Annotated in this window: 19 protein-coding genes and 1 other annotated feature; of the genes, 14 read left to right on the forward strand and 5 right to left on the reverse strand. The window is 56.0% G+C overall.

Annotated features, from left to right (window positions below; translation table 11 throughout):
* From yidD to rpmH, 3 genes are read right to left on the reverse strand one after another with little or no spacing between them, the layout of a single operon-like run.
* Entirely contained in the window at positions 1-258 is a 258-nt protein-coding gene (yidD, locus tag F8562_RS03095) for a membrane protein insertion efficiency factor YidD (RefSeq protein WP_004871831.1), read from the reverse strand.
* Entirely contained in the window at positions 222-581 is a 360-nt protein-coding gene (gene rnpA, locus F8562_RS03100; protein ID WP_004871829.1) for a ribonuclease P protein component, read from the reverse strand. The genes yidD and rnpA overlap by 37 nt, the downstream gene beginning before the upstream one ends.
* Before the next feature lie 15 nt (positions 582-596).
* Entirely contained in the window at positions 597-737 is a 141-nt protein-coding gene (gene rpmH / locus F8562_RS03105) for a 50S ribosomal protein L34 (protein ID WP_004871828.1), read from the reverse strand.
* Between the two features lie 621 nt (positions 738-1358).
* Between rpmH and dnaA the strand changes: the two genes are divergently transcribed.
* The 4 genes from dnaA (at position 1359) to gyrB (ending at position 7519) form a co-directional block, all read left to right on the forward strand.
* Positions 1359-2759 carry a chromosomal replication initiator protein DnaA gene (gene dnaA / locus F8562_RS03110; protein ID WP_004871826.1) on the forward strand — a complete coding sequence of 467 codons (1401 nt, stop codon included), beginning with the start codon at positions 1359-1361 and terminating at the stop codon, positions 2757-2759.
* Between the two features lie 4 nt (positions 2760-2763).
* Positions 2764-3864, forward strand: a complete 1101-nt coding sequence (gene dnaN / locus F8562_RS03115; RefSeq protein WP_004107206.1) for a DNA polymerase III subunit beta — start codon at positions 2764-2766, stop codon at positions 3862-3864.
* A 138-nt stretch (positions 3865-4002) separates the two neighbouring features.
* Positions 4003-5076, forward strand: a complete 1074-nt coding sequence (gene recF / locus F8562_RS03120) for a DNA replication/repair protein RecF (protein WP_004126948.1) — start codon at positions 4003-4005, stop codon at positions 5074-5076.
* Between the two features lie 28 nt (positions 5077-5104).
* Positions 5105-7519 (forward strand): DNA topoisomerase (ATP-hydrolyzing) subunit B, encoded by a 2415-nt coding sequence (gyrB, locus tag F8562_RS03125; protein WP_004126944.1) that lies wholly within the window; start codon positions 5105-5107, stop codon positions 7517-7519.
* 32 nt (positions 7520-7551) lie between these two features.
* Here the strand turns inward: gyrB and F8562_RS03130 are convergent, their stop codons facing one another.
* Positions 7552-8487 (reverse strand): LysR family transcriptional regulator, encoded by a 936-nt coding sequence (locus F8562_RS03130; protein WP_014839853.1) that lies wholly within the window; start codon positions 8485-8487, stop codon positions 7552-7554.
* Between the two features lie 110 nt (positions 8488-8597).
* Between F8562_RS03130 and F8562_RS03135 the strand changes: the two genes are divergently transcribed.
* The 8 genes from F8562_RS03135 to F8562_RS03170 all read left to right on the forward strand — a co-directional run bounded on the left by F8562_RS03135 (position 8598) and on the right by F8562_RS03170 (position 16895).
* Complete coding sequence (locus tag F8562_RS03135; RefSeq protein WP_014839852.1) at positions 8598-9623, forward strand: zinc-dependent alcohol dehydrogenase family protein; 1026 nt, start codon at positions 8598-8600, stop codon at positions 9621-9623.
* Between the two features lie 115 nt (positions 9624-9738).
* Positions 9739-10551 carry a sugar-phosphatase gene (gene yidA / locus F8562_RS03140; protein ID WP_004855697.1) on the forward strand — a complete coding sequence of 271 codons (813 nt, stop codon included), beginning with the start codon at positions 9739-9741 and terminating at the stop codon, positions 10549-10551.
* A gap of 241 nt (positions 10552-10792) precedes the next feature.
* Positions 10793-11482 (forward strand): D-galactonate utilization transcriptional regulator DgoR, encoded by a 690-nt coding sequence (gene dgoR / locus F8562_RS03145; protein WP_014227332.1) that lies wholly within the window; start codon positions 10793-10795, stop codon positions 11480-11482.
* On the forward strand, positions 11479-12354 hold the full coding sequence (locus tag F8562_RS03150) for a 2-dehydro-3-deoxygalactonokinase (protein ID WP_014839851.1): 876 nt from the start codon (positions 11479-11481) through the stop codon (positions 12352-12354). The genes dgoR and F8562_RS03150 overlap by 4 nt, the downstream gene beginning before the upstream one ends.
* Positions 12338-12955, forward strand: coding sequence for a 2-dehydro-3-deoxy-6-phosphogalactonate aldolase (locus F8562_RS03155; RefSeq protein WP_014839850.1), 618 nt, complete (start codon positions 12338-12340; stop codon positions 12953-12955). The genes F8562_RS03150 and F8562_RS03155 overlap by 17 nt, the downstream gene beginning before the upstream one ends.
* Positions 12952-14100 (forward strand): galactonate dehydratase, encoded by a 1149-nt coding sequence (gene dgoD, locus F8562_RS03160; protein WP_014227329.1) that lies wholly within the window; start codon positions 12952-12954, stop codon positions 14098-14100. The genes F8562_RS03155 and dgoD overlap by 4 nt, the downstream gene beginning before the upstream one ends.
* A 179-nt stretch (positions 14101-14279) precedes the next feature.
* Positions 14280-15617 carry an MFS transporter gene (locus F8562_RS03165; protein ID WP_071846050.1) on the forward strand — a complete coding sequence of 446 codons (1338 nt, stop codon included), beginning with the start codon at positions 14280-14282 and terminating at the stop codon, positions 15615-15617.
* A gap of 51 nt (positions 15618-15668) precedes the next feature.
* Positions 15669-16895 (forward strand): DUF3748 domain-containing protein, encoded by a 1227-nt coding sequence (locus F8562_RS03170; RefSeq protein ID WP_014839849.1) that lies wholly within the window; start codon positions 15669-15671, stop codon positions 16893-16895.
* 1 nt (position 16896) lies between these two features.
* On the opposite strand, the gene F8562_RS03175 is transcribed toward F8562_RS03170, so the two are convergent.
* Complete coding sequence (locus tag F8562_RS03175; RefSeq protein ID WP_032694303.1) at positions 16897-17229, reverse strand: YceK/YidQ family lipoprotein; 333 nt, start codon at positions 17227-17229, stop codon at positions 16897-16899.
* A 300-nt stretch (positions 17230-17529) separates the two neighbouring features.
* Positions 17530-17604 (forward strand) — a sequence feature (ROSE (Repression Of Heat Shock gene Expression) occurs in the 5'-region of heat shock genes and acts as an RNA thermometer to modulate expression.).
* On the opposite strand from F8562_RS03175, the gene ibpA reads away from it, so the two are divergent.
* Positions 17598-18011 (forward strand): small heat shock chaperone IbpA, encoded by a 414-nt coding sequence (gene ibpA / locus F8562_RS03180; RefSeq protein ID WP_004126917.1) that lies wholly within the window; start codon positions 17598-17600, stop codon positions 18009-18011. (Overlaps the previous feature by 7 nt.)
* A 118-nt stretch (positions 18012-18129) precedes the next feature.
* A complete protein-coding gene (gene ibpB / locus F8562_RS03185; RefSeq protein ID WP_014227324.1) occupies positions 18130-18558 on the forward strand; it encodes a small heat shock chaperone IbpB in 429 nt (142 codons plus the stop codon).
* Positions 18559-18679: the final 121 nt, after the last annotated feature.

The following is an 18679-nucleotide window of genomic DNA, read 5'->3' on the forward strand; positions in this document are numbered from 1 at the left end:
TTAGTGTTCTCTGGTATCAAATGGTCCAGGCGGGACGGGATCGTCACCACCAGGGTGTAAAGGGTGGCATTTTAATACGCGTTTCACCGTCAACCAACTGCCTTTTATCAATCCAAACCTGCGCAATGCCTCAATTCCGTATTGAGAACAGGTCGGCGTGAAACGACAGTGCGGCCCGAGTAGCGGACTAATCAGGCGCTGATAGACCCGAATCAGGCCTATCAGGACCCGCGAGCCAGGCGACAGTGGCGGCGCCATAATTTTTCCAACGCTTCCGAGAGAGCACGGTTATCGAGGTCGGCAACCCCTTTCTTCGCCACCACCACGAAATCCATTGGCGGGAGTTCATGTTGACGTAAACGGAAGCTTTCACGCGTCAGACGTTTAATCCGATTGCGTTCATGCGCGCGCTTGACGTTTTTCTTGGCGACGGTAAGACCGATGCGGGGATGCCCCAGCGAATTTTGGCGGCCGAGGATGGTGATTTGCGGCGTGCCAGCCCGTAATGGCTGCTGGAAGACGAAAGTGAAATGACTGGGAGTTAACAAGCGTAACTCCCTGGGAAATGCGAGCTTAACCACTCAGGGTTAGCTTTATTACTTGGAAACGGTCAGACGAGCGCGGCTTTTAGCACGACGACGTGCCAGAACCTGACGACCATTTTTAGTAGCCATACGAGCACGGAAGCCGTGAGAACGGTTGCGCTTCAGTACAGACGGTTGAAAAGTGCGTTTCATGGCGATTTCTACCTAAACTTGAATAATTTCACTGACTTTCGCGTAAATCCGAACGAATTTCGAACGGCCTACGCCTCAGCGTGGGTGATTAAAGAGGCCGGATTGTAATAATTGTACACTCCGGAGTCAATTCTCTTTCCTTATTTCTCGCACCTTGCCGCACAAAAAACAGGCGATGGCACGCTGCGGAAAACGGGCTTTACGCGCCGGGTGGTGGATTATACGACCTGGTGGATAAAGCGCAAGGATCGCAAAGGATCTTTGTTAGATCGATTAAGCCCAAAACCAGGATAGTTCATTAATTTTTCCAATATGCGGCTGAAATCGTGCCCCACTCCAGCCAGGATCGATTACACTTACCCAGCTTCGATCCTTCCTGTGGATAAATCGGGAAGAATCTGTTGAGAAACACAAGATCTCTTTCTCAGTTTAGGCTATGATCCCCGGTCCCGATCGGGATCCAGAGATCCGCATCGGGTAATAACCGCAGATAGCGGTTCGCACGTCACCCCTTTTGTGCAGGGGCTTTTCAGCTATGCAGGGTCTTGTCGACGTGTGCCAACAATCACGATTGTTTCAGTTTCTCTTTATATATCGATTTTTGTTCGAGTGGAGTCCGCCGTGTCACTTTCGCTTTGGCAGCAGTGTCTTGCCCGATTGCAGGATGAGTTACCAGCCACAGAATTCAGCATGTGGATACGCCCTTTGCAGGCGGAATTGAGCGATAACACGCTGGCACTGTATGCGCCAAACCGTTTTGTGCTCGATTGGGTAAGGGATAAATACCTCAATAATATCAATGGACTCCTCAATGATTTTTGCGGTGCGGATGCCCCACAGCTGCGGTTTGAGGTGGGCGCTAAGCCTGCCGTTCAGATGCAGAGAGGTACGGTAAGCGTTGCGGCCGCAGCGCCTGCGCAGCAGATCCAGACGGCGCGCGTTGCGCCCACTATCGTGCGTCCGGGCTGGGATAACGTTCCGGCGCCGGCAGAACCGACCTACCGCTCTAACGTCAACGTCAAACATACGTTTGATAACTTCGTCGAAGGTAAATCCAACCAGCTGGCTCGCGCGGCGGCGCGTCAGGTTGCGGATAATCCCGGCGGCGCGTACAACCCGCTGTTTCTTTATGGCGGCACCGGCCTGGGTAAAACGCACCTTTTACATGCGGTGGGTAACGGAATTGTGGCGCGTAAACCCAATGCGAAAGTGGTTTACATGCACTCCGAGCGTTTTGTACAGGACATGGTAAAAGCCCTGCAAAACAACGCCATTGAAGAATTTAAGCGCTATTACCGCTCCGTTGACGCACTGCTGATCGATGACATTCAGTTTTTTGCTAATAAAGAGCGCTCGCAGGAAGAGTTTTTCCATACCTTTAACGCCCTGCTGGAAGGCAATCAGCAGATCATCCTGACGTCGGATCGCTATCCGAAGGAGATCAACGGGGTTGAAGATCGTCTGAAATCACGCTTCGGCTGGGGGCTGACGGTTGCGATCGAGCCGCCTGAGCTGGAAACCCGCGTGGCGATCCTGATGAAAAAAGCCGATGAAAACGACATCCGCCTGCCGGGCGAAGTGGCGTTCTTCATTGCCAAGCGCCTGCGCTCTAACGTACGTGAGCTGGAAGGGGCGCTGAACCGCGTTATCGCCAACGCCAACTTTACCGGCCGGGCGATCACCATCGATTTCGTACGCGAAGCGCTGCGCGATCTGTTGGCTTTGCAGGAAAAACTGGTCACCATCGACAATATTCAAAAGACGGTGGCGGAGTATTACAAAATTAAGGTAGCGGACCTGCTGTCTAAACGCCGCTCCCGTTCGGTGGCGCGCCCCCGCCAGATGGCGATGGCGCTGGCAAAAGAGCTGACCAACCACAGTCTGCCGGAAATCGGCGATGCGTTTGGCGGCCGCGACCATACCACCGTCCTGCACGCTTGCCGTAAGATTGAGCAACTGCGTGAAGAAAGCCACGATATCAAAGAAGATTTTTCCAATTTAATCAGAACATTATCCTCGTGACGCTATGAAATTTACCGTAGAACGTGAACATTTATTAAAACCGCTGCAACAGGTGAGCGGTCCTTTAGGTGGTCGTCCGACGCTACCGATTCTTGGCAACCTGCTCCTTCAGGTTACCGATGGCGCGCTGTCGCTGACCGGTACCGATCTGGAAATGGAAATGGTCGCGCGCGTTGCGCTGATTCAGCCGCACGAAGCGGGAGCAACAACCGTTCCGGCGCGTAAATTTTTTGATATCTGCCGCGGCCTGCCTGAAGGCGCGGAGATTGCGGTACAGCTGGAAGGCGAGCGTATGCTGGTGCGTTCCGGTCGCAGCCGCTTCTCGCTCTCTACGCTGCCAGCAGCGGATTTCCCCAACCTTGATGACTGGCAGAGCGAAGTTGAATTTACCCTGCCGCAGGCGACCATGAAGCGCCTGATCGAGGCGACGCAGTTTTCGATGGCTCACCAGGACGTTCGCTATTACTTGAACGGCATGCTGTTTGAAACCGAAGGCAGCGAACTGCGCACCGTGGCGACCGACGGCCACCGCCTGGCGGTTTGCTCGATGCCGCTGGAAGAGTCCCTGCCCAATCATTCGGTGATCGTACCGCGTAAAGGCGTGATTGAGCTGATGCGTATGCTCGACGGCGGCGATACCCCGCTGCGCGTGCAGATCGGCAGCAACAATATCCGCGCTCACGTTGGCGACTTTATCTTCACTTCAAAGCTGGTGGATGGTCGTTTCCCTGACTATCGCCGCGTACTGCCGAAAAACCCGGATAAGCACCTGGACGCCGGCTGCGATATTCTCAAGCAGGCCTTTGCCCGCGCGGCGATTCTTTCTAACGAAAAATTCCGCGGCGTGCGCCTTTACGTCAGTGAAAATCAGCTGAAAATCACCGCCAATAACCCGGAACAGGAAGAAGCGGAAGAAATTCTGGACGTCACCTATGCCGGGACTGAGATGGAAATCGGCTTTAACGTCAGCTATGTACTGGATGTGCTTAACGCGCTGAAGTGCGAGAATGTGCGTATTCTGCTGACCGATTCCGTGTCGAGCGTGCAGATTGAGGATGCGGCTTCGCAATCCGCAGCCTATGTCGTCATGCCTATGAGGCTGTAGAAAATATCGGGCTATCTTACTTGTTATTCTGGCTCCGGGCAGTGCTCGCAATCCTCACGTACTTTAGTACGCTCCGGTTGCTGCGCGCTGGCCGTAACCAGACTAACTGCGCCGATAACGCCCTGGTTATGAGCTGATATGTCGCTATCCCGACTTCTAATCAAAGACTTCCGCAATATTGAAAATGCGGATCTCGCCCTATCCCCCGGCTTTAACTTCCTGGTTGGCGCTAACGGCAGCGGCAAAACCAGCGTGCTTGAAGCTATCTACACGCTTGGCCACGGTCGGGCGTTTCGTAGTTTGCAGATTGGCCGCGTGATTCGTCACGAGCAGGAGTCATTTGTTCTGCACGGTCGCCTGCAGGGCGAAGAGCGAGAAGTATCTATCGGCCTGACAAAAGATAAGCAGGGCGACAGCAAGGTGCGTATCGATGGTACCGACGGGCATAAAGTGGCGGAGCTGGCGCACCTGATGCCGATGCAGCTGATTACGCCCGAGGGGTTTACTTTACTCAACGGCGGCCCCAAATACAGAAGAGCGTTCCTTGACTGGGGATGCTTCCACAACGAAGCCGGATTCTTTACCGCCTGGAGCAACCTGAAGCGCCTGGTGAAGCAGCGTAACGCCGCGCTGCGTCAGGTCAGCCGCTATGCGCAGCTGCGGCCCTGGGATCTGGAGCTGATACCGCTGGCGGAGCAAATCAGCCGCTGGCGGGCCGAATACAGTGCCGCTATCGTCGAAGACATGGCGGATACCTGTCGGCAGTTTTTACCGGAGTTTGCTCTCACCTTCTCTTTCCAGCGCGGCTGGGAGAAAGAAACGGATTATGCCGAGGTGCTGGAGCGAAATTTCGAACGCGACCGCATGCTAACCTATACCGCCCACGGCCCGCACAAAGCGGATTTCCGCATTCGTGCCGACGGCGCGCCGGTAGAGGATACATTGTCACGCGGGCAGCTTAAGCTGCTGATGTGCGCCCTACGACTGGCGCAAGGCGAGTTTCTGACCCGTGAAAGCGGGCGGCGCTGCCTGTACCTGATAGATGATTTTGCCTCGGAACTTGACGACGCGCGGCGCGGGCTGCTGGCCAGCCGCTTAAAAGCCACGCAGTCGCAGGTTTTCGTCAGCGCCATTAGCGCTGAACACGTTATGGACATGTCGGACGAAAATTCGAAGATGTTTACCGTGGAAAAGGGTAAAATAGCGGATTAACCTAAGATGAAATGAGCGAGAAACGTTGATGTCGAATTCTTATGACTCCTCCAGTATCAAAGTCCTGAAAGGGCTGGATGCGGTGCGTAAGCGCCCGGGTATGTATATCGGCGACACGGATGACGGCACCGGTCTGCACCACATGGTATTCGAGGTTGTGGATAACGCTATCGACGAAGCGCTCGCAGGTTACTGTAAAGACATCGTTGTTACTATCCACAGCGACAACTCCGTCTCCGTACAGGATGACGGCCGCGGTATTCCTACCGGTATTCACCCGGAAGAGGGCGTGTCGGCGGCGGAAGTGATCATGACCGTTCTGCACGCGGGCGGTAAATTCGATGATAACTCGTATAAAGTTTCCGGTGGTCTGCATGGTGTAGGCGTTTCCGTTGTTAACGCCCTGTCGCAGAAGCTGGAGCTGGTCATTCAGCGCGATAACAAAATTCACCGTCAGATTTATGCCCACGGCGTGCCGCAGGCGCCGCTGGCGGTTACCGGCGAAACCGAAAAAACCGGCACCATGGTTCGCTTCTGGCCGAGCTACGAAACCTTTACCAACGTGGTCGAATTCGAATACGAGATTCTGGCAAAACGCCTGCGCGAGCTGTCGTTCCTGAACTCCGGGGTGTCGATTCGCCTGCGCGACAAGCGCGACGGTAAAGAAGATCATTTCCACTACGAAGGCGGTATCAAAGCGTTCGTCGAATATCTGAACAAAAACAAAACGCCGATCCACCCGAATATCTTCTATTTCTCCACCGAAAAAGACGGTATCGGCGTTGAAGTTGCGCTGCAGTGGAACGATGGTTTCCAGGAAAACATCTACTGCTTTACCAACAACATTCCGCAGCGCGACGGCGGTACCCACCTTGCAGGCTTCCGTGCGGCAATGACCCGTACCCTGAACGCCTACATGGATAAAGAAGGCTATAGCAAAAAAGCGAAAGTCAGCGCCACCGGCGACGATGCCCGTGAAGGCCTGATTGCCGTGGTCTCCGTGAAGGTGCCGGATCCGAAATTCTCCTCGCAGACCAAAGACAAGCTGGTCTCTTCCGAGGTGAAATCGGCGGTCGAACAGCAGATGAACGAACTGCTGAACGAATACCTGCTGGAAAACCCGTCTGACGCCAAAATCGTGGTCGGTAAAATCATCGACGCGGCGCGCGCGCGCGAAGCCGCACGTCGTGCGCGTGAAATGACTCGCCGTAAAGGCGCGCTGGATCTGGCTGGCCTGCCGGGCAAGCTGGCGGACTGTCAGGAACGCGACCCCGCGCACTCTGAACTGTACTTAGTGGAAGGGGACTCTGCGGGCGGCTCTGCGAAACAGGGGCGTAACCGTAAGAACCAGGCGATTCTGCCGCTGAAAGGTAAAATCCTTAACGTTGAGAAAGCGCGCTTTGACAAAATGCTCGCGTCTCAGGAAGTGGCGACGCTGATTACCGCGCTGGGCTGCGGCATTGGCCGCGATGAGTACAACCCGGACAAACTGCGCTACCACAGCATCATCATCATGACCGATGCGGACGTCGACGGCTCGCACATTCGTACGCTGCTGCTGACCTTCTTCTATCGCCAGATGCCGGAAATCGTTGAGCGCGGACACGTCTACATTGCCCAGCCGCCGCTGTACAAAGTGAAGAAAGGCAAGCAGGAACAGTACATTAAAGACGACGAAGCGATGGATCAGTACCAAATCTCCATCGCGCTGGATGGCGCCACTTTGCATACCAACGCCAACGCGCCGGCCTTAGCCGGCGAGCCGCTGGAGAGACTGGTTGCCGAGTATAACGCCACGCAGAAAATGATTACGCGTATGGAACGTCGTTATCCTAAAGCCCTGCTGAAAGAGCTTATCTATCAGCCGACGCTGGCGGAGGCCGACCTGGCGAACGAGCAGACCGTAACGCGCTGGATCAACGCTCTGGTGAGCGAGCTGAACGAGAAAGAGCAGCACGGCAGCCAGTGGAAATTTGATGTCCGCGAGAACGCCGAGCTGCAGCAGTTTGAGCCGATCGTTCGCGTGCGTACCCACGGCGTGGATACCGACTACCCGCTGGATCACGAGTTTGTCACCGGGCCGGAATACCACCGTATCTGCGCGCTGGGCGAAACGCTGCGCGGTCTGATTGAAGACGATGCCTTTATCGAGCGCGGCGAACGTCGTCAGCCGGTTGCCAGCTTCGAGCAGGCGCTGGACTGGCTGGTGAAGGAGTCCCGTCGCGGCCTCTCTATCCAGCGCTATAAAGGTCTTGGTGAGATGAACCCGGATCAGCTGTGGGAAACTACCATGGATCCGGACAGCCGCCGCATGCTGCGCGTGACCGTCAAGGACGCGATTGCCGCTGACCAGCTGTTCACGACCCTGATGGGGGACGCCGTTGAACCGCGTCGCGCCTTTATCGAAGAGAACGCCCTCAAAGCGGCAAACATCGATATTTAATCGTCGTACACCGCCATACTCAGGCCGCGCGTTTAGCGCGGCTTTTTTGTGGGCGCAGGCCTGTCCAGCGACATCACGGACGGTAAGCGGCTGGCGAGCGTATCGACGGCAATTCTCACCCTCAGCGGTAGATGCGGCGTCTGTTGCCAGACCGCGTGAACGTCGAAGCGCACATCCGGCGCCTGCTTTAACAGCGGAACGAGTTTTCCCTGATGAATTTCTTTGCTGACCATCCAGCAGGGCAGCCATGCAATGCCGTGTCCGGCCAGCGCAGCGTCGCAGATCGCCTGCAAATCATCCATATTGAGCGATGAACGGGGAGTGAAGGTGTGCGAGGCACCTTCGCTATCCATCAGTTGCCAGGAGAGCACTCTGCCGGCCTGCAGATAGTTAATGGCCGCATGATGGGGTAAATCATCAACGCTTTGCGGCGTGCCCTTCTTCAGCAGATAATCCGGCGCGGCGCACAGCACCATGCGGTGTTCTCCCAGCCTTCGGGCGACCAGAACGCTGCTGTCCTGAAGCGTGCCGTTACGCACCGCCATATCAAACCCTTCCTCGACGAGATCCACCACGCGATCGCTGAATGACATCTCCAGCTCAAGGCCTGGATGTTCCTGCGCCAGCGCGATCAGCAGCGGGGCGACGCACTGGCGGCCAAACAGCACCGGCATGGCCACGCGCAGGCGGCCACTGACCTGCTGTTTCCCCGTTTCCAGCAGCGATTCTGCGCCCCGAATTTCCTCCAGCGCGCGCAGGCAGTGTTCATAAAAAAGGGCGCCGTTGTCGGTCAGGCTCTGGCTGCGGGTGGTACGTTGAAACAGACGTACCCCCAGTCGCTCCTCAAGGCGAGCGATGCTCTTTCCTACCGCCGAACGCGACAAGTGCAAACGGATTGCGGCCTGAGCAAAACTCCCCGCCTCAACGGCGGCCACAAAAACCGGAATATCCTTCAGCGTATCGGTCATGGATTGTATCTTTGCTTTCATCAATAATGGGAAAACTTATCGCCACTGGCGACCCTGAGTCAACGGTAGACTGTCGCTCCTGAAGCTTATTTAATGGCAGGAGAGAAAAAATGACTGAGACAATGCAACGCTGGTCCATGGACGCCCTCGGGCGCGACAACCTCAAACTCATCCAGGCGCCTGTTCCGCAGCCAGGGCCGGGTGAAGTCCGCGTACGGGTGAATGCCGTTGCGCTCAACTATCGCGATAAAATGGTCATTGAAGGCACCATGCCGATTGCGCTTTCCTTCCCGTTTACGCCGGCGTCCGATATGGCGGGCGTGGTGGAAAGTACGGGTGAGGGCGTCACGCGTTTCACACCCGGCGCTCGCGTCATCTCGACCTTTTTCCCGGAGTGGATCGACGGTAGGCCAACAGCGGACGCCCGCACTTTGCCCTATAAAACGACTGGCGGTTACTTCCAGGGCATGCTGTCTGAGTACGTGATTGTGAATGAAAACGGGCTGGTGGCCGCCCCGGAAACCCTGGATGACGCCGAGGCCAGCACGTTACCGTGCGCCGGGCTTACCGCATGGTTCGCGCTGGTGGAGCGCGGTCATTTACGCGCCGGGCAATCGGTACTGGTGCAGGGCACGGGCGGTGTGGCGATATTCGCTTTGCAAATTGCCAAAGCGCAGGGGGCAGAGGTTTTTGTCACGTCCGGGAGCGATGAAAAACTGGCGCGGGCCAAACAACTCGGCGCCGATTATGGCATCAACCGGCTTAAAGGCGACTGGGCTGAAGGGATATACGAACTGACGAACGATCGCGGCATCGACCACATCATTGAAACCGTTGGCGGGGAGAACCTGAGGCATTCCCTGCGCGCCGTGGCGGTTCATGGGCGTATTTCGGTCATCGGCGTGCTGGCCGGCAGTGAAATCTCGCTACCGGCAGGCGAACTGTTGCTGAAATCCCCGGTGATTCAAGGTATTGGCGTGGGTCACCGCCGCGCACTGGAAGATTTTGTCCGCGCCGTTGACGTGACCAGGCTGAAACCGGTGATTGAGCACCGTTACCGCTTTAACCAGCTTGCACAGGCGCTTGAACACCTCGATCGCGGTGCGTTTGGCAAAATCGTGCTCACCCGCGAGTAAGACCCCGTTCCCCGGATCTTGCCTAAAAGGGGGGGTTCTGCTGCGCAATGTAGCTCTATTTTTGTGGGCTTAATCGCGTTAGCATGAGTAAGGACTCATCTTACCCGGGGATTTCATGGCTATTAAACTGATTGCAATCGATATGGACGGCACGCTGCTGCTGCCTGACCATACTATCTCTCCTGCGGTGAAAACCGCGATTGCCGCAGCCCGTGAACGCGGCGTCAACGTGGTGCTGACCACCGGCCGTCCTTACGCTGGCGTGCACAGCTATCTGAAAGAACTGCATATGGAGCAGCCTGGAGATTACTGCATCACCTATAACGGTGCTTTAGTGCAGAAGGCGAGCGACGGTAGTACCGTTGCGCAAACCGCGCTGGGCTACGACGACTACCGCTATCTGGAACAGCTGGCCCGCGATGTCGGCTCCCACTTCCACGCGCTCGATCGTAACACCCTGTATACCGCGAACCGCGATGTGAGCTATTACACGGTACATGAATCCTACGTGGCGACGATCCCGCTGGTCTTCTGCGAAGCCGAAAAGATGGATCCGAATATCCAGCTGCTGAAAGTGATGATGATCGATGAGCCGGCGATTCTGGACAAGGCTATCGCCCGCATTCCGGCTGAAGTGAAAGAGAAGTACACCGTGCTGAAAAGCGCGCCGTACTTCCTTGAAATTCTTGATAAACGCGTCACCAAAGGTACCGGCGTGAAATCGCTGGCCGATGCGCTGGGCATCCAGCCGGAAGAGGTGATGGCGATTGGCGATCAGGAAAACGACATCGCGATGATTGAATACGCTGGCGTCGGCGTGGCGATGGATAACGCGATTCCGGCCGTCAAAGAAGCGGCAAACTTTATCACCAAATCCAACCTGGAAGACGGTGTGGCATATGCTATTGAAAAATATGTCTTAAACTAAAAATCTCTTTCTGAAAAACCCGCGTTTATCGCGGGTTTTTTTATGCCTTGAGTTTACCCCGCCGCAAAATCACCAAACCGAATTGTCGTTTTTGTGATCTAAATTGTAGTACAACATGTTTGTGTTGTACTACATTGTGTCCATGGCAATGACGAGTGACATCACGTTAGTACTACAAAGTTGCGGTTAAAACCGCCTGTCGCGGTAAAGTAGAGAGACATCCAGAGCACAAGGACTTTCCATGACTCTCAATAAAACCGATCGCATCGTCATCACGCTGGGCAAGCAGATTGTCAGCGGCAAATACGTTCCCGGTTCTGCGCTGCCCGCTGAAGCCGACCTGTGTGAGGAGTTTGCCACCTCGCGCAATATCATTCGCGAAGTGTTCCGTTCGTTGATGGCTAAACGGCTGATTGAAATGAAGCGCTATCGCGGCGCGTTCGTTACCCCGCGCAACCAGTGGAATTATCTCGACACCGACGTTTTACAGTGGGTGCTGGAGAGTGATTACGACCCGCGGCTGATTAGCGCGATGAGCGAGGTACGTAACCTGGTTGAACCCGCGATCGCCCGCTGGGCGGCAGAGCGCGCGACGTCGAGCGACCTGGCGCAAATAGAAGAAGCGCTCAACGACATGATCGCCAATAACCAGGACAGGGAAGCGTTTAACGAAGCGGATATTCGCTATCACGAGGCGGTGCTGCAGTCGGTGCATAACCCGGTTCTGCAGCAGCTCAACGTGGCGATCAGCTCGCTACAGCGGGCGGTATTTGAAAGAACGTGGATGGGCGATGAGGCCAACATGCCGAAAACGCTCCAGGAACATAAGGCGCTGTTTGACGCCATCCGGCATCAGGACAGCGAAGCGGCGGAGCAGGCGGCGCTCACCATGATCGCCAGCTCGACACGAAGGTTAAAGGAAATCACATGACATCTCGCTACATCGCAATTGACTGGGGATCGACCAACCTGCGCGCCTGGCTCTATCAGGGCGAACGGTGCCTGGAGAGCAGGCAATCGGAAGCAGGCGTCACGCGTCTGAACGGACACTCCCCCGCCGCGGTGTTTAGCGAAATAACCCGGGGCTGGCGCGACGGCGCGACCCCGGCGGTGATGGCAGGAATGGTCGGCAGTAACGTCGGCTGGCAGGCGGTACCCTACTTGCCGGTTCCCGTTCATTTCTCCGCCATTGGTGAACAATTAACTGCCGTTAGCGACAACGTCTGGATTATTCCCGGACTCAGCGTCTCTCGCGACGATAACCATAATGTGATGCGCGGCGAAGAGACTCAGCTCCTCGGCGCGCGGGCGATAGCCCCTTCTTCCGTCTACGTGATGCCCGGCACCCACTGCAAATGGGTGCAGGCAGACCGCCAACAAATTAACGACTTTCGCACGGTGATGACCGGCGAACTGCATCATCTGCTGCTGCGCCACTCGCTGGTCGGCGCCGGGTTACCGGAGCAGGTCTCCGCTCCTGACGCGTTTAACGCCGGGCTTGAGCGCGGCCTGCATTCGCCAGACATCCTGCCGCAGCTTTTTGAGGTTCGCGCTTCACACGTGCTGGGTTCGCTGCCGCGCGCGCAAGTCGGCGAGTTTCTGTCGGGACTGCTGATTGGCGCGGAAGTCGCCACCCTGAGCCAACGCTTTCGCGACCAGCAGGTCACCATTGTCGCCGGCGAGACGCTGGCGAACCGCTATCAGCAGGCACTGAGCGCCATTGGCCGTCAGACCACCGTGGTGTCGGGCGACAACGCATTTCAGACAGGAATAAGGAGCATCATCCATGCAGTGGCAAACTAACTTACCGCTTATCGCTATCCTGCGCGGGATTACGCCGGAAGAGGCGCTGGCGCACGTGGGGGCGGCGATCGACGCCGGCTTCGACGCCGTTGAAATTCCGCTCAACTCACCGCAGTGGGAAAAGAGTATTCCCGCCGTTGTTGAGGCTTATGGTGATAAGGCGCTGATTGGCGCGGGCACCGTGCTTAATGCAGAGCGGGTGGACCAGCTTGCCCGAATGGGCTGCAGGCTTATCGTCACGCCCAATATTCAGCCGGAGGTCATTCGCCGTGCGGTGAGCTACGGCATGACGGTTTGTCCCGGATGCGCGACGGCGACGGAAGCGTTCGCCGCGCTGGACGCCGGGGCTCAGGCGTTGAAAGTCTTCCCATCTTCGGCTTTTGGCCCTGACTACATCAAAGCGCTAAAGGCCGTTTTGCCGCCGGAGGTGCCCATTTTTGCGGTGGGCGGCGTGACGCCGGAAAATCTGGCGCAGTGGATAAAAGCAGGCTGTGCCGGTGCCGGGCTGGGCAGCGATCTCTATCGCGCTGGCCAATCCGTAGAGCGTACCCAACGGCAGGCGGCAGCATTTGTTAAAGCGTATCGAGAGGCAGTGCAATGAAAATAACCAAACTCACCACGTATCGTTTACCCCCGCGCTGGATGTTTCTAAAAATTGAAACCGATGAAGGCGTGGTTGGCTGGGGCGAGCCCGTGATTGAAGGGCGCGCGCGCACCGTAGAGGCGGCGGTGCATGAGCTCGGCGATTATCTCATAGGCCAGGATCCGGCGCGGATTAACGACCTGTGGCAGGTGATGTACCGCGCGGGCTTTTACCGCGGCGGCCCGATTTTAATGAGCGCCATCGCCGGTATCGACCAGGCGCTGTGGGATATTAAAGGCAAAGTGCTGAACGCGCCGGTCTGGCAGCTAATGGGCGGCCTGGTGCGTGACAAAATCAAAGCCTACAGCTGGGTTGGCGGCGACCGTCCGGCAGAGGTGATTGATGGCATCAAGAAGCTGCGCGGTATTGGTTTTGATACCTTCAAATTAAACGGCTGCGAAGAGCTGGGGCTGATCGATAATTCTCGCGCGGTGGATGCGGCGGTGAATACCGTCGCGCAAATTCGCGAAGCGTTCGGCAATGAAATTGAGTTCGGTCTCGATTTTCACGGCCGCGTTAGCGCGCCAATGGCGAAAGTGCTGATTAAAGAGCTGGAGCAATATCGCCCGCTGTTTATTGAAGAGCCGGTTCTTGCCGAGCAGGCGGAATATTATCCGCGGCTGGCGGCGCAAACCTCGATTCCTATCGCGGCGGGCGAACGCATGTTCTCGCGCTTCGAGTTTAAACGCGTGCTGGAAGCCGGTGGGCTGGCCATTCTCCAACCCGATCTGTCGCACGCGGGCGGTATTACCGAGTGCTATAAAATCGCCGGAATGGCCGAAGCCTACGACGTGGCGCTGGCGCCGCACTGCCCGCTGGGGCCTGTTGCGCTTGCCGCCTGCCTGCACGTCGATTTTGTCTCCTATAACGCCGTCTTCCAGGAGCAAAGTATGGGCATTCACTATAACAAGGGCGCGGAATTACTCGACTTTGTGAAAAATAAAGACGACTTCAATATGGAAGGCGGTTTCTTTAAACCATTAATGAAGCCCGGGCTTGGCGTAGAAATCGATGAAGCGCGGGTCATTGAATTAAGTCAGAATGCGCCGGACTGGCGTAATCCGTTGTGGCGGCATGAGGATGGTAGCGTCGCCGAGTGGTAAATGCGCGTCATACTTTGCGCTGCTGATGCGTTGGCTGCATTTTCTTATCCCAGTCACATACTAATGTATGCTCCCGGGAATGCGAAAATTTGCCGCCTTTCCCCAGCACAAATTATTTAGCGCATTACGGTTAAGTTATTAATAAAAAATTTAAATAAACCCTCTGTAAATTACCGGGCATGGTGAGCGGCCTCGCTATGCCCAAAATCTGGAGACAGATTGCGATGGATATTTCAGTTACAGCTGCAAAACCCGGGCGTCGTCGTTATTTGACGCTGATTATGATCTTTATTACCGTGGTGATTTGTTATGTTGATCGCGCCAACCTTGCGGTGGCATCGGCGCATATTCAGGAAGAGTTTGGTATTACCAAAGCGGAAATGGGATATGTATTTTCCGCCTTCGCGTGGCTGTATACGCTTTGCCAGATTCCCGGCGGTTGGTTCCTTGACCGCGTGGGCTCAAGGCTGACCTACTTTATCGCTATTTTTGGCTGGTCGGTGGCGACGCTACTGCAGGGATTTGCCACGGGGCTGATGTCGTTGATTGGCCTGCGCGCGATTACCGGGATATTTGAAGCGCCGGCGTTTCCCACCAATAATCGCATGGTGACCAGCTGGTTTCCGGAGCACGAGCGCGCATCAGCCGTCGGTTTTTACACCTCAGGCCAGTTTGTCGGGCTGGCATTCCTGACCCCGCTATTAATCTGGATTCAGGAAATGCTGAGCTGGCACTGGGTATTTATCGTTACCGGCGCTATCGGGATCGTATGGTCACTGATTTGGATTAAGGTTTATCAGCCGCCGCGTCTGACGAAAAGCATCAGCAAAGCCGAGCTGGATTATATTCGCGACGGCGGTGGTCTGGTGGACGGCGATGCGCCCGTTAAAAAAGAGGCGCGGCAGCCGCTGACCAAAGCCGACTGGAAGCTGGTATTCCATCGCAAACTGATTGGCGTTTACCTTGGACAGTTTGCCGTGACCTCGACGCTGTGGTTCTTCCTGACCTGGTTCCCTAACTATCTGACCCAGGAAAAGGGGATTACGGCGCTGAAAGCGGGCTTTATGACCACGGTTCCGTTTCTTGCCGCCTTTGTTGGCGTGCTGCTCTCCGGCTGGCTGGCGGACAGGCTGGTGAGAAAAGGTTTCTCATTAGGCGCCGCGCGTAAAACCCCGATTATCTGCGGCCTGCTGATCTCGACCTGCATCATGGGCGCAAACTATACCAACGATCCGGTGTGGATTATGGTCCTGATGGCGCTGGCCTTCTTCGGTAACGGCTTCGCTTCCATTACCTGGTCGCTGGTCTCTTCGCTTGCGCCGATGCGGCTTATCGGGTTGACCGGTGGGATGTTTAATTTCGTCGGCGGGCTGGGCGGTATCACCGTTCCGCTGGTGGTGGGCTATCTGGCCCAGGACTATGGTTTTGCCCCTGCGCTGGTTTATATTTCCGTTATTGCGCTGGTGGGCGCGCTCTCTTACATCCTGCTGGTGGGGGATGTCAAACGAGTAGGCTAATTCTTTCCGATACGATACCCTGATGCGAAAGTCTCGCATCAGGGTATGTTTATGAAACAAGTCACCTTTGCTCCCCGTCATCATCAGCTTACCAACACGCGCGCCTGGACGGCGGACAGCCGGTGGCTGGTCTTTGACGTTCGTCCCTCTGGCGCCTCTTTTACCGGCGAAACCATCGAGCGGGTGAATGTCGAGACGGGAGAGGTTGAGATCCTCTACCGTGCCGGACAGGGCGCGTACGTTGGCGTGGTGACCGTTCATCCATCGATAGATAAATATGTCTTTATCCACGGCCCGGAAAACCCTGACGAGCGCTGGCATTACGATTTCCACCATCGTCGCGGCGTGGTCTCCTGGCAGGGAGATACGCACAACCTCGATGCGATGGATATTTCCGCCCCCTATACTCCCGGCGCGCTGCGCGGCGGCAGCCATGTGCATGTCTTCAGCCCGAGCGGCGAATTTGTCAGCTTTACCTATAACGACCACGTGCTGCATGAACGCGATCCGGCGCTGGATTTGCGCAACGTTGGCGTGGCGGTTCCCTATGGCCCGGTAGTACCGCGTGGGGATCATCCACGAGAATACGGCGGCAGCCACTGGTGCGTGCTGGTCAGCCGCACAACGCCAACCCCCGCGCCGGGCAGCGACGAGATTAATCGCGCCTATGAAGAGGGCTGGGTGGGCAACCGGGCGCTGGCGTTTATTGGCGATACGCTGGCGGTAAATGGCGACAAAGTGCCGGAGCTATTTATTGTCGAGCTGCCGGAGAGCGAGCAGGGCTGGAAGCAGTCTGGCGATGCGCCATTGGCAGGAACGGAAACCACGATGCCGGCTCCCCCTGCCGGCGTTGTTCAGCGTCGCTTAACGTTTACCCACCAACGCCGTTACCCGGGACTGGTGAATACGCCGCGTCATTGGGTGCGCGCTAATCCGTCGGCAACGGACATCGCTTTTCTGATGCGCGACGAGGCCGGCGTGGTGCAAATGTGGCTTATCTCGGCGCAGGGAGACAAGCTGCGGCAGCTGACCAACAGCCGATCCGATATCCAGTCGGCGTTTAACTGGCATCCGTCAGGAAAATGGCTGGGCTTTGTGCTGGAAAACCGCATCGCGCTTTGTGATGCGCGAAGCGGGGAAATCGACTTTTTGACTGATGGGCATGCCAATCCGCCTTCGGCCGACGCGGTCGTCTTTTCGCCAGACGGCAAACGGCTTGCCTGGATGGAGGAGGTGGACGGTTACCGCCAGCTGTGGGTAACCGCAACGGCGCGCTAAATCAGGGGGTCGGCATTGGCGCTGGCGGGATCACGGCATTGGTCGCCAGCGTCTCTTTCTCGCTCTTTTCCACGCGCGATTTAACCGAGCTATCGGTGCGGAACATATCCCACGGTAGCAGCAGCGTGTCCATAACGGCCGTGAGCGGCATATCCAGCGCCACCAGGGATTTCGTACCCCAGTTGGCATCGCTATCTCCCAGCATTTGCGCGCTGGCGCGCGTTCCCGGATAGGTTCCTTCCTTACCGCCGGTATGTGACATCACGCTGGAGCAACCGCCTAAACTTATCATCCCGCTAAACAGGACCAGCTTTAACAGACCGTTTTTCATCATTTTTCCGTCATCGTTACGGGCGTTGATAGAACCTTCTATGTACAAAATCATGCAGGGCGCAGCCAACAGAGCCGCGGCCCGAAGAATGGCGTACATATCGGTTATATCGGGCCATTCCATGGATGCATAGTGCCATTGCGCCGCACTGTGGCAGGCGTCGCACTTTGCCTTTTGTGCTGTCCCTCCAGTCTAAGCAATAGACCGCAAACTGCAAAAAAAATTGCCCATTTCCCCTTGAAAAGGTCATGGATATACCCATTTTAGGAATGTGTCTCCCGGAGAATACGCCGAATGGGTATTCCGGGTAATAACGGCCTGTCCATGATGGAAGGTCAGATAATTCTCGCTGATTTCAGGAGCTATGTATTATGCGTAATTTCGATCTCTCCCCGCTGTATCGTTCTGCTATTGGTTTCGACCGCCTTTTCAATCTGTTAGAAAATAATCAAAGCCAGAGTAATGGCGGCTATCCTCCGTACAACGTTGAGTTAGTAGACGAGAACAACTACCGCATCGCGATTGCCGTTGCCGGTTTTGCCGAGAGCGAACTGGAAATTACCGCGCAGGATAATCTGCTTATCGTAAAAGGCGCCCATGCCGCCGAGCAGAAAGAGCGCACTTACCTGTATCAGGGCATCGCTGAACGCAATTTTGAGCGTAAATTCCAGCTTGCGGAAAATATTCATATTCGCGGCGCCAACCTGGTAAACGGTCTGCTGTATATCGACCTTGAGCGAGTTATTCCTGAAGCGAATAAGCCGCGCCGTATCGAGATCAACTAATTTGTTGGGCCGCGAAGGCGGCCCGGTATTCATTCAAAAAAACTGCCCGCCGTCAGGGGGCAAAGGCGAATCCACAGGATTTGCAGATATCCACTCGCTTCTTAGAAGGAGAAAGACTATGCGTAACTACGATTTATCCCCGCTGCTGCGTCAATGGATCGGTTTTGACAAACTGGCCAACGCGCTACAAACCGCCGGTGAAAGCCAGAGCTTCCCGCCCTATAACATCGAAAAAAGCGACGACAACCACTATCGCATTACCCTTGCGCTGGCCGGTTTCCGTCAGGAAGATTTGGATATCCAGCTTGAAGGCACGCGCCTGACGGTAAAAGGCGCGCCGCAGCAGCCGGAAAAAGAGACCAAATGGCTGCACCAGGGGCTGGTTAACCAGGCGTTTAGCCTGAGCTTCACGCTCGCCGAAAATATGGAAGTCTCCGGGGCAACCTTTACCAACGGCCTGCTGCATATCGATTTGACCCGCAACGAGCCGGAACAGATCGCCCCGCAGCGTATCGCCATCAGCGAGCGCCCCGCGTTAGATAGCTAATTAAGCTAACCACCTATAAAGCCCCGATGTTCGGGGCTTTTTTGTGCGTGATACGCATTACTTTGTCCTTTCTTGCTGTGTTCAACAAAATGGTCGTTGGCTGATCCCGTGATTATTGTGC

Source organism: Klebsiella sp. RCJ4, from assembly GCF_009025755.1.
Classification (GTDB): Bacteria; Pseudomonadota; Gammaproteobacteria; order Enterobacterales; family Enterobacteriaceae; genus Klebsiella; species Klebsiella michiganensis.

Bases quoted from the DNA above. Each gene is read 5' to 3' on its own strand.
- yidD (WP_004871831.1), bottom strand. From the start codon at position 258: ATGGCGCCGCCACTGTCGCCTGGCTCGCGGGTCCTGATAGGCCTGATT.
- rpmH (WP_004871828.1), bottom strand. From the start codon at position 737: ATGAAACGCACTTTTCAACCGTCTGTACTGAAGCGCAACCGTTCTCAC.
- dnaN (WP_004107206.1), top strand. From the start codon at position 2,764: ATGAAATTTACCGTAGAACGTGAACATTTATTAAAACCGCTGCAACAG.
- recF (WP_004126948.1), top strand. From the start codon at position 4,003: ATGTCGCTATCCCGACTTCTAATCAAAGACTTCCGCAATATTGAAAAT.
- gyrB (WP_004126944.1), top strand. From the start codon at position 5,105: ATGTCGAATTCTTATGACTCCTCCAGTATCAAAGTCCTGAAAGGGCTG.
- F8562_RS03130 (WP_014839853.1), bottom strand. From the start codon at position 8,487: ATGACCGATACGCTGAAGGATATTCCGGTTTTTGTGGCCGCCGTTGAG.
- F8562_RS03135 (WP_014839852.1), top strand. From the start codon at position 8,598: ATGACTGAGACAATGCAACGCTGGTCCATGGACGCCCTCGGGCGCGAC.
- yidA (WP_004855697.1), top strand. From the start codon at position 9,739: ATGGCTATTAAACTGATTGCAATCGATATGGACGGCACGCTGCTGCTG.
- dgoR (WP_014227332.1), top strand. From the start codon at position 10,793: ATGACTCTCAATAAAACCGATCGCATCGTCATCACGCTGGGCAAGCAG.
- F8562_RS03150 (WP_014839851.1), top strand. From the start codon at position 11,479: ATGACATCTCGCTACATCGCAATTGACTGGGGATCGACCAACCTGCGC.
- F8562_RS03155 (WP_014839850.1), top strand. From the start codon at position 12,338: ATGCAGTGGCAAACTAACTTACCGCTTATCGCTATCCTGCGCGGGATT.
- dgoD (WP_014227329.1), top strand. From the start codon at position 12,952: ATGAAAATAACCAAACTCACCACGTATCGTTTACCCCCGCGCTGGATG.
- F8562_RS03165 (WP_071846050.1), top strand. From the start codon at position 14,280: ATGGTGAGCGGCCTCGCTATGCCCAAAATCTGGAGACAGATTGCGATG.
- F8562_RS03170 (WP_014839849.1), top strand. From the start codon at position 15,669: ATGAAACAAGTCACCTTTGCTCCCCGTCATCATCAGCTTACCAACACG.
- F8562_RS03175 (WP_032694303.1), bottom strand. From the start codon at position 17,229: ATGATGAAAAACGGTCTGTTAAAGCTGGTCCTGTTTAGCGGGATGATA.
- ibpA (WP_004126917.1), top strand. From the start codon at position 17,598: ATGCGTAATTTCGATCTCTCCCCGCTGTATCGTTCTGCTATTGGTTTC.
- ibpB (WP_014227324.1), top strand. From the start codon at position 18,130: ATGCGTAACTACGATTTATCCCCGCTGCTGCGTCAATGGATCGGTTTT.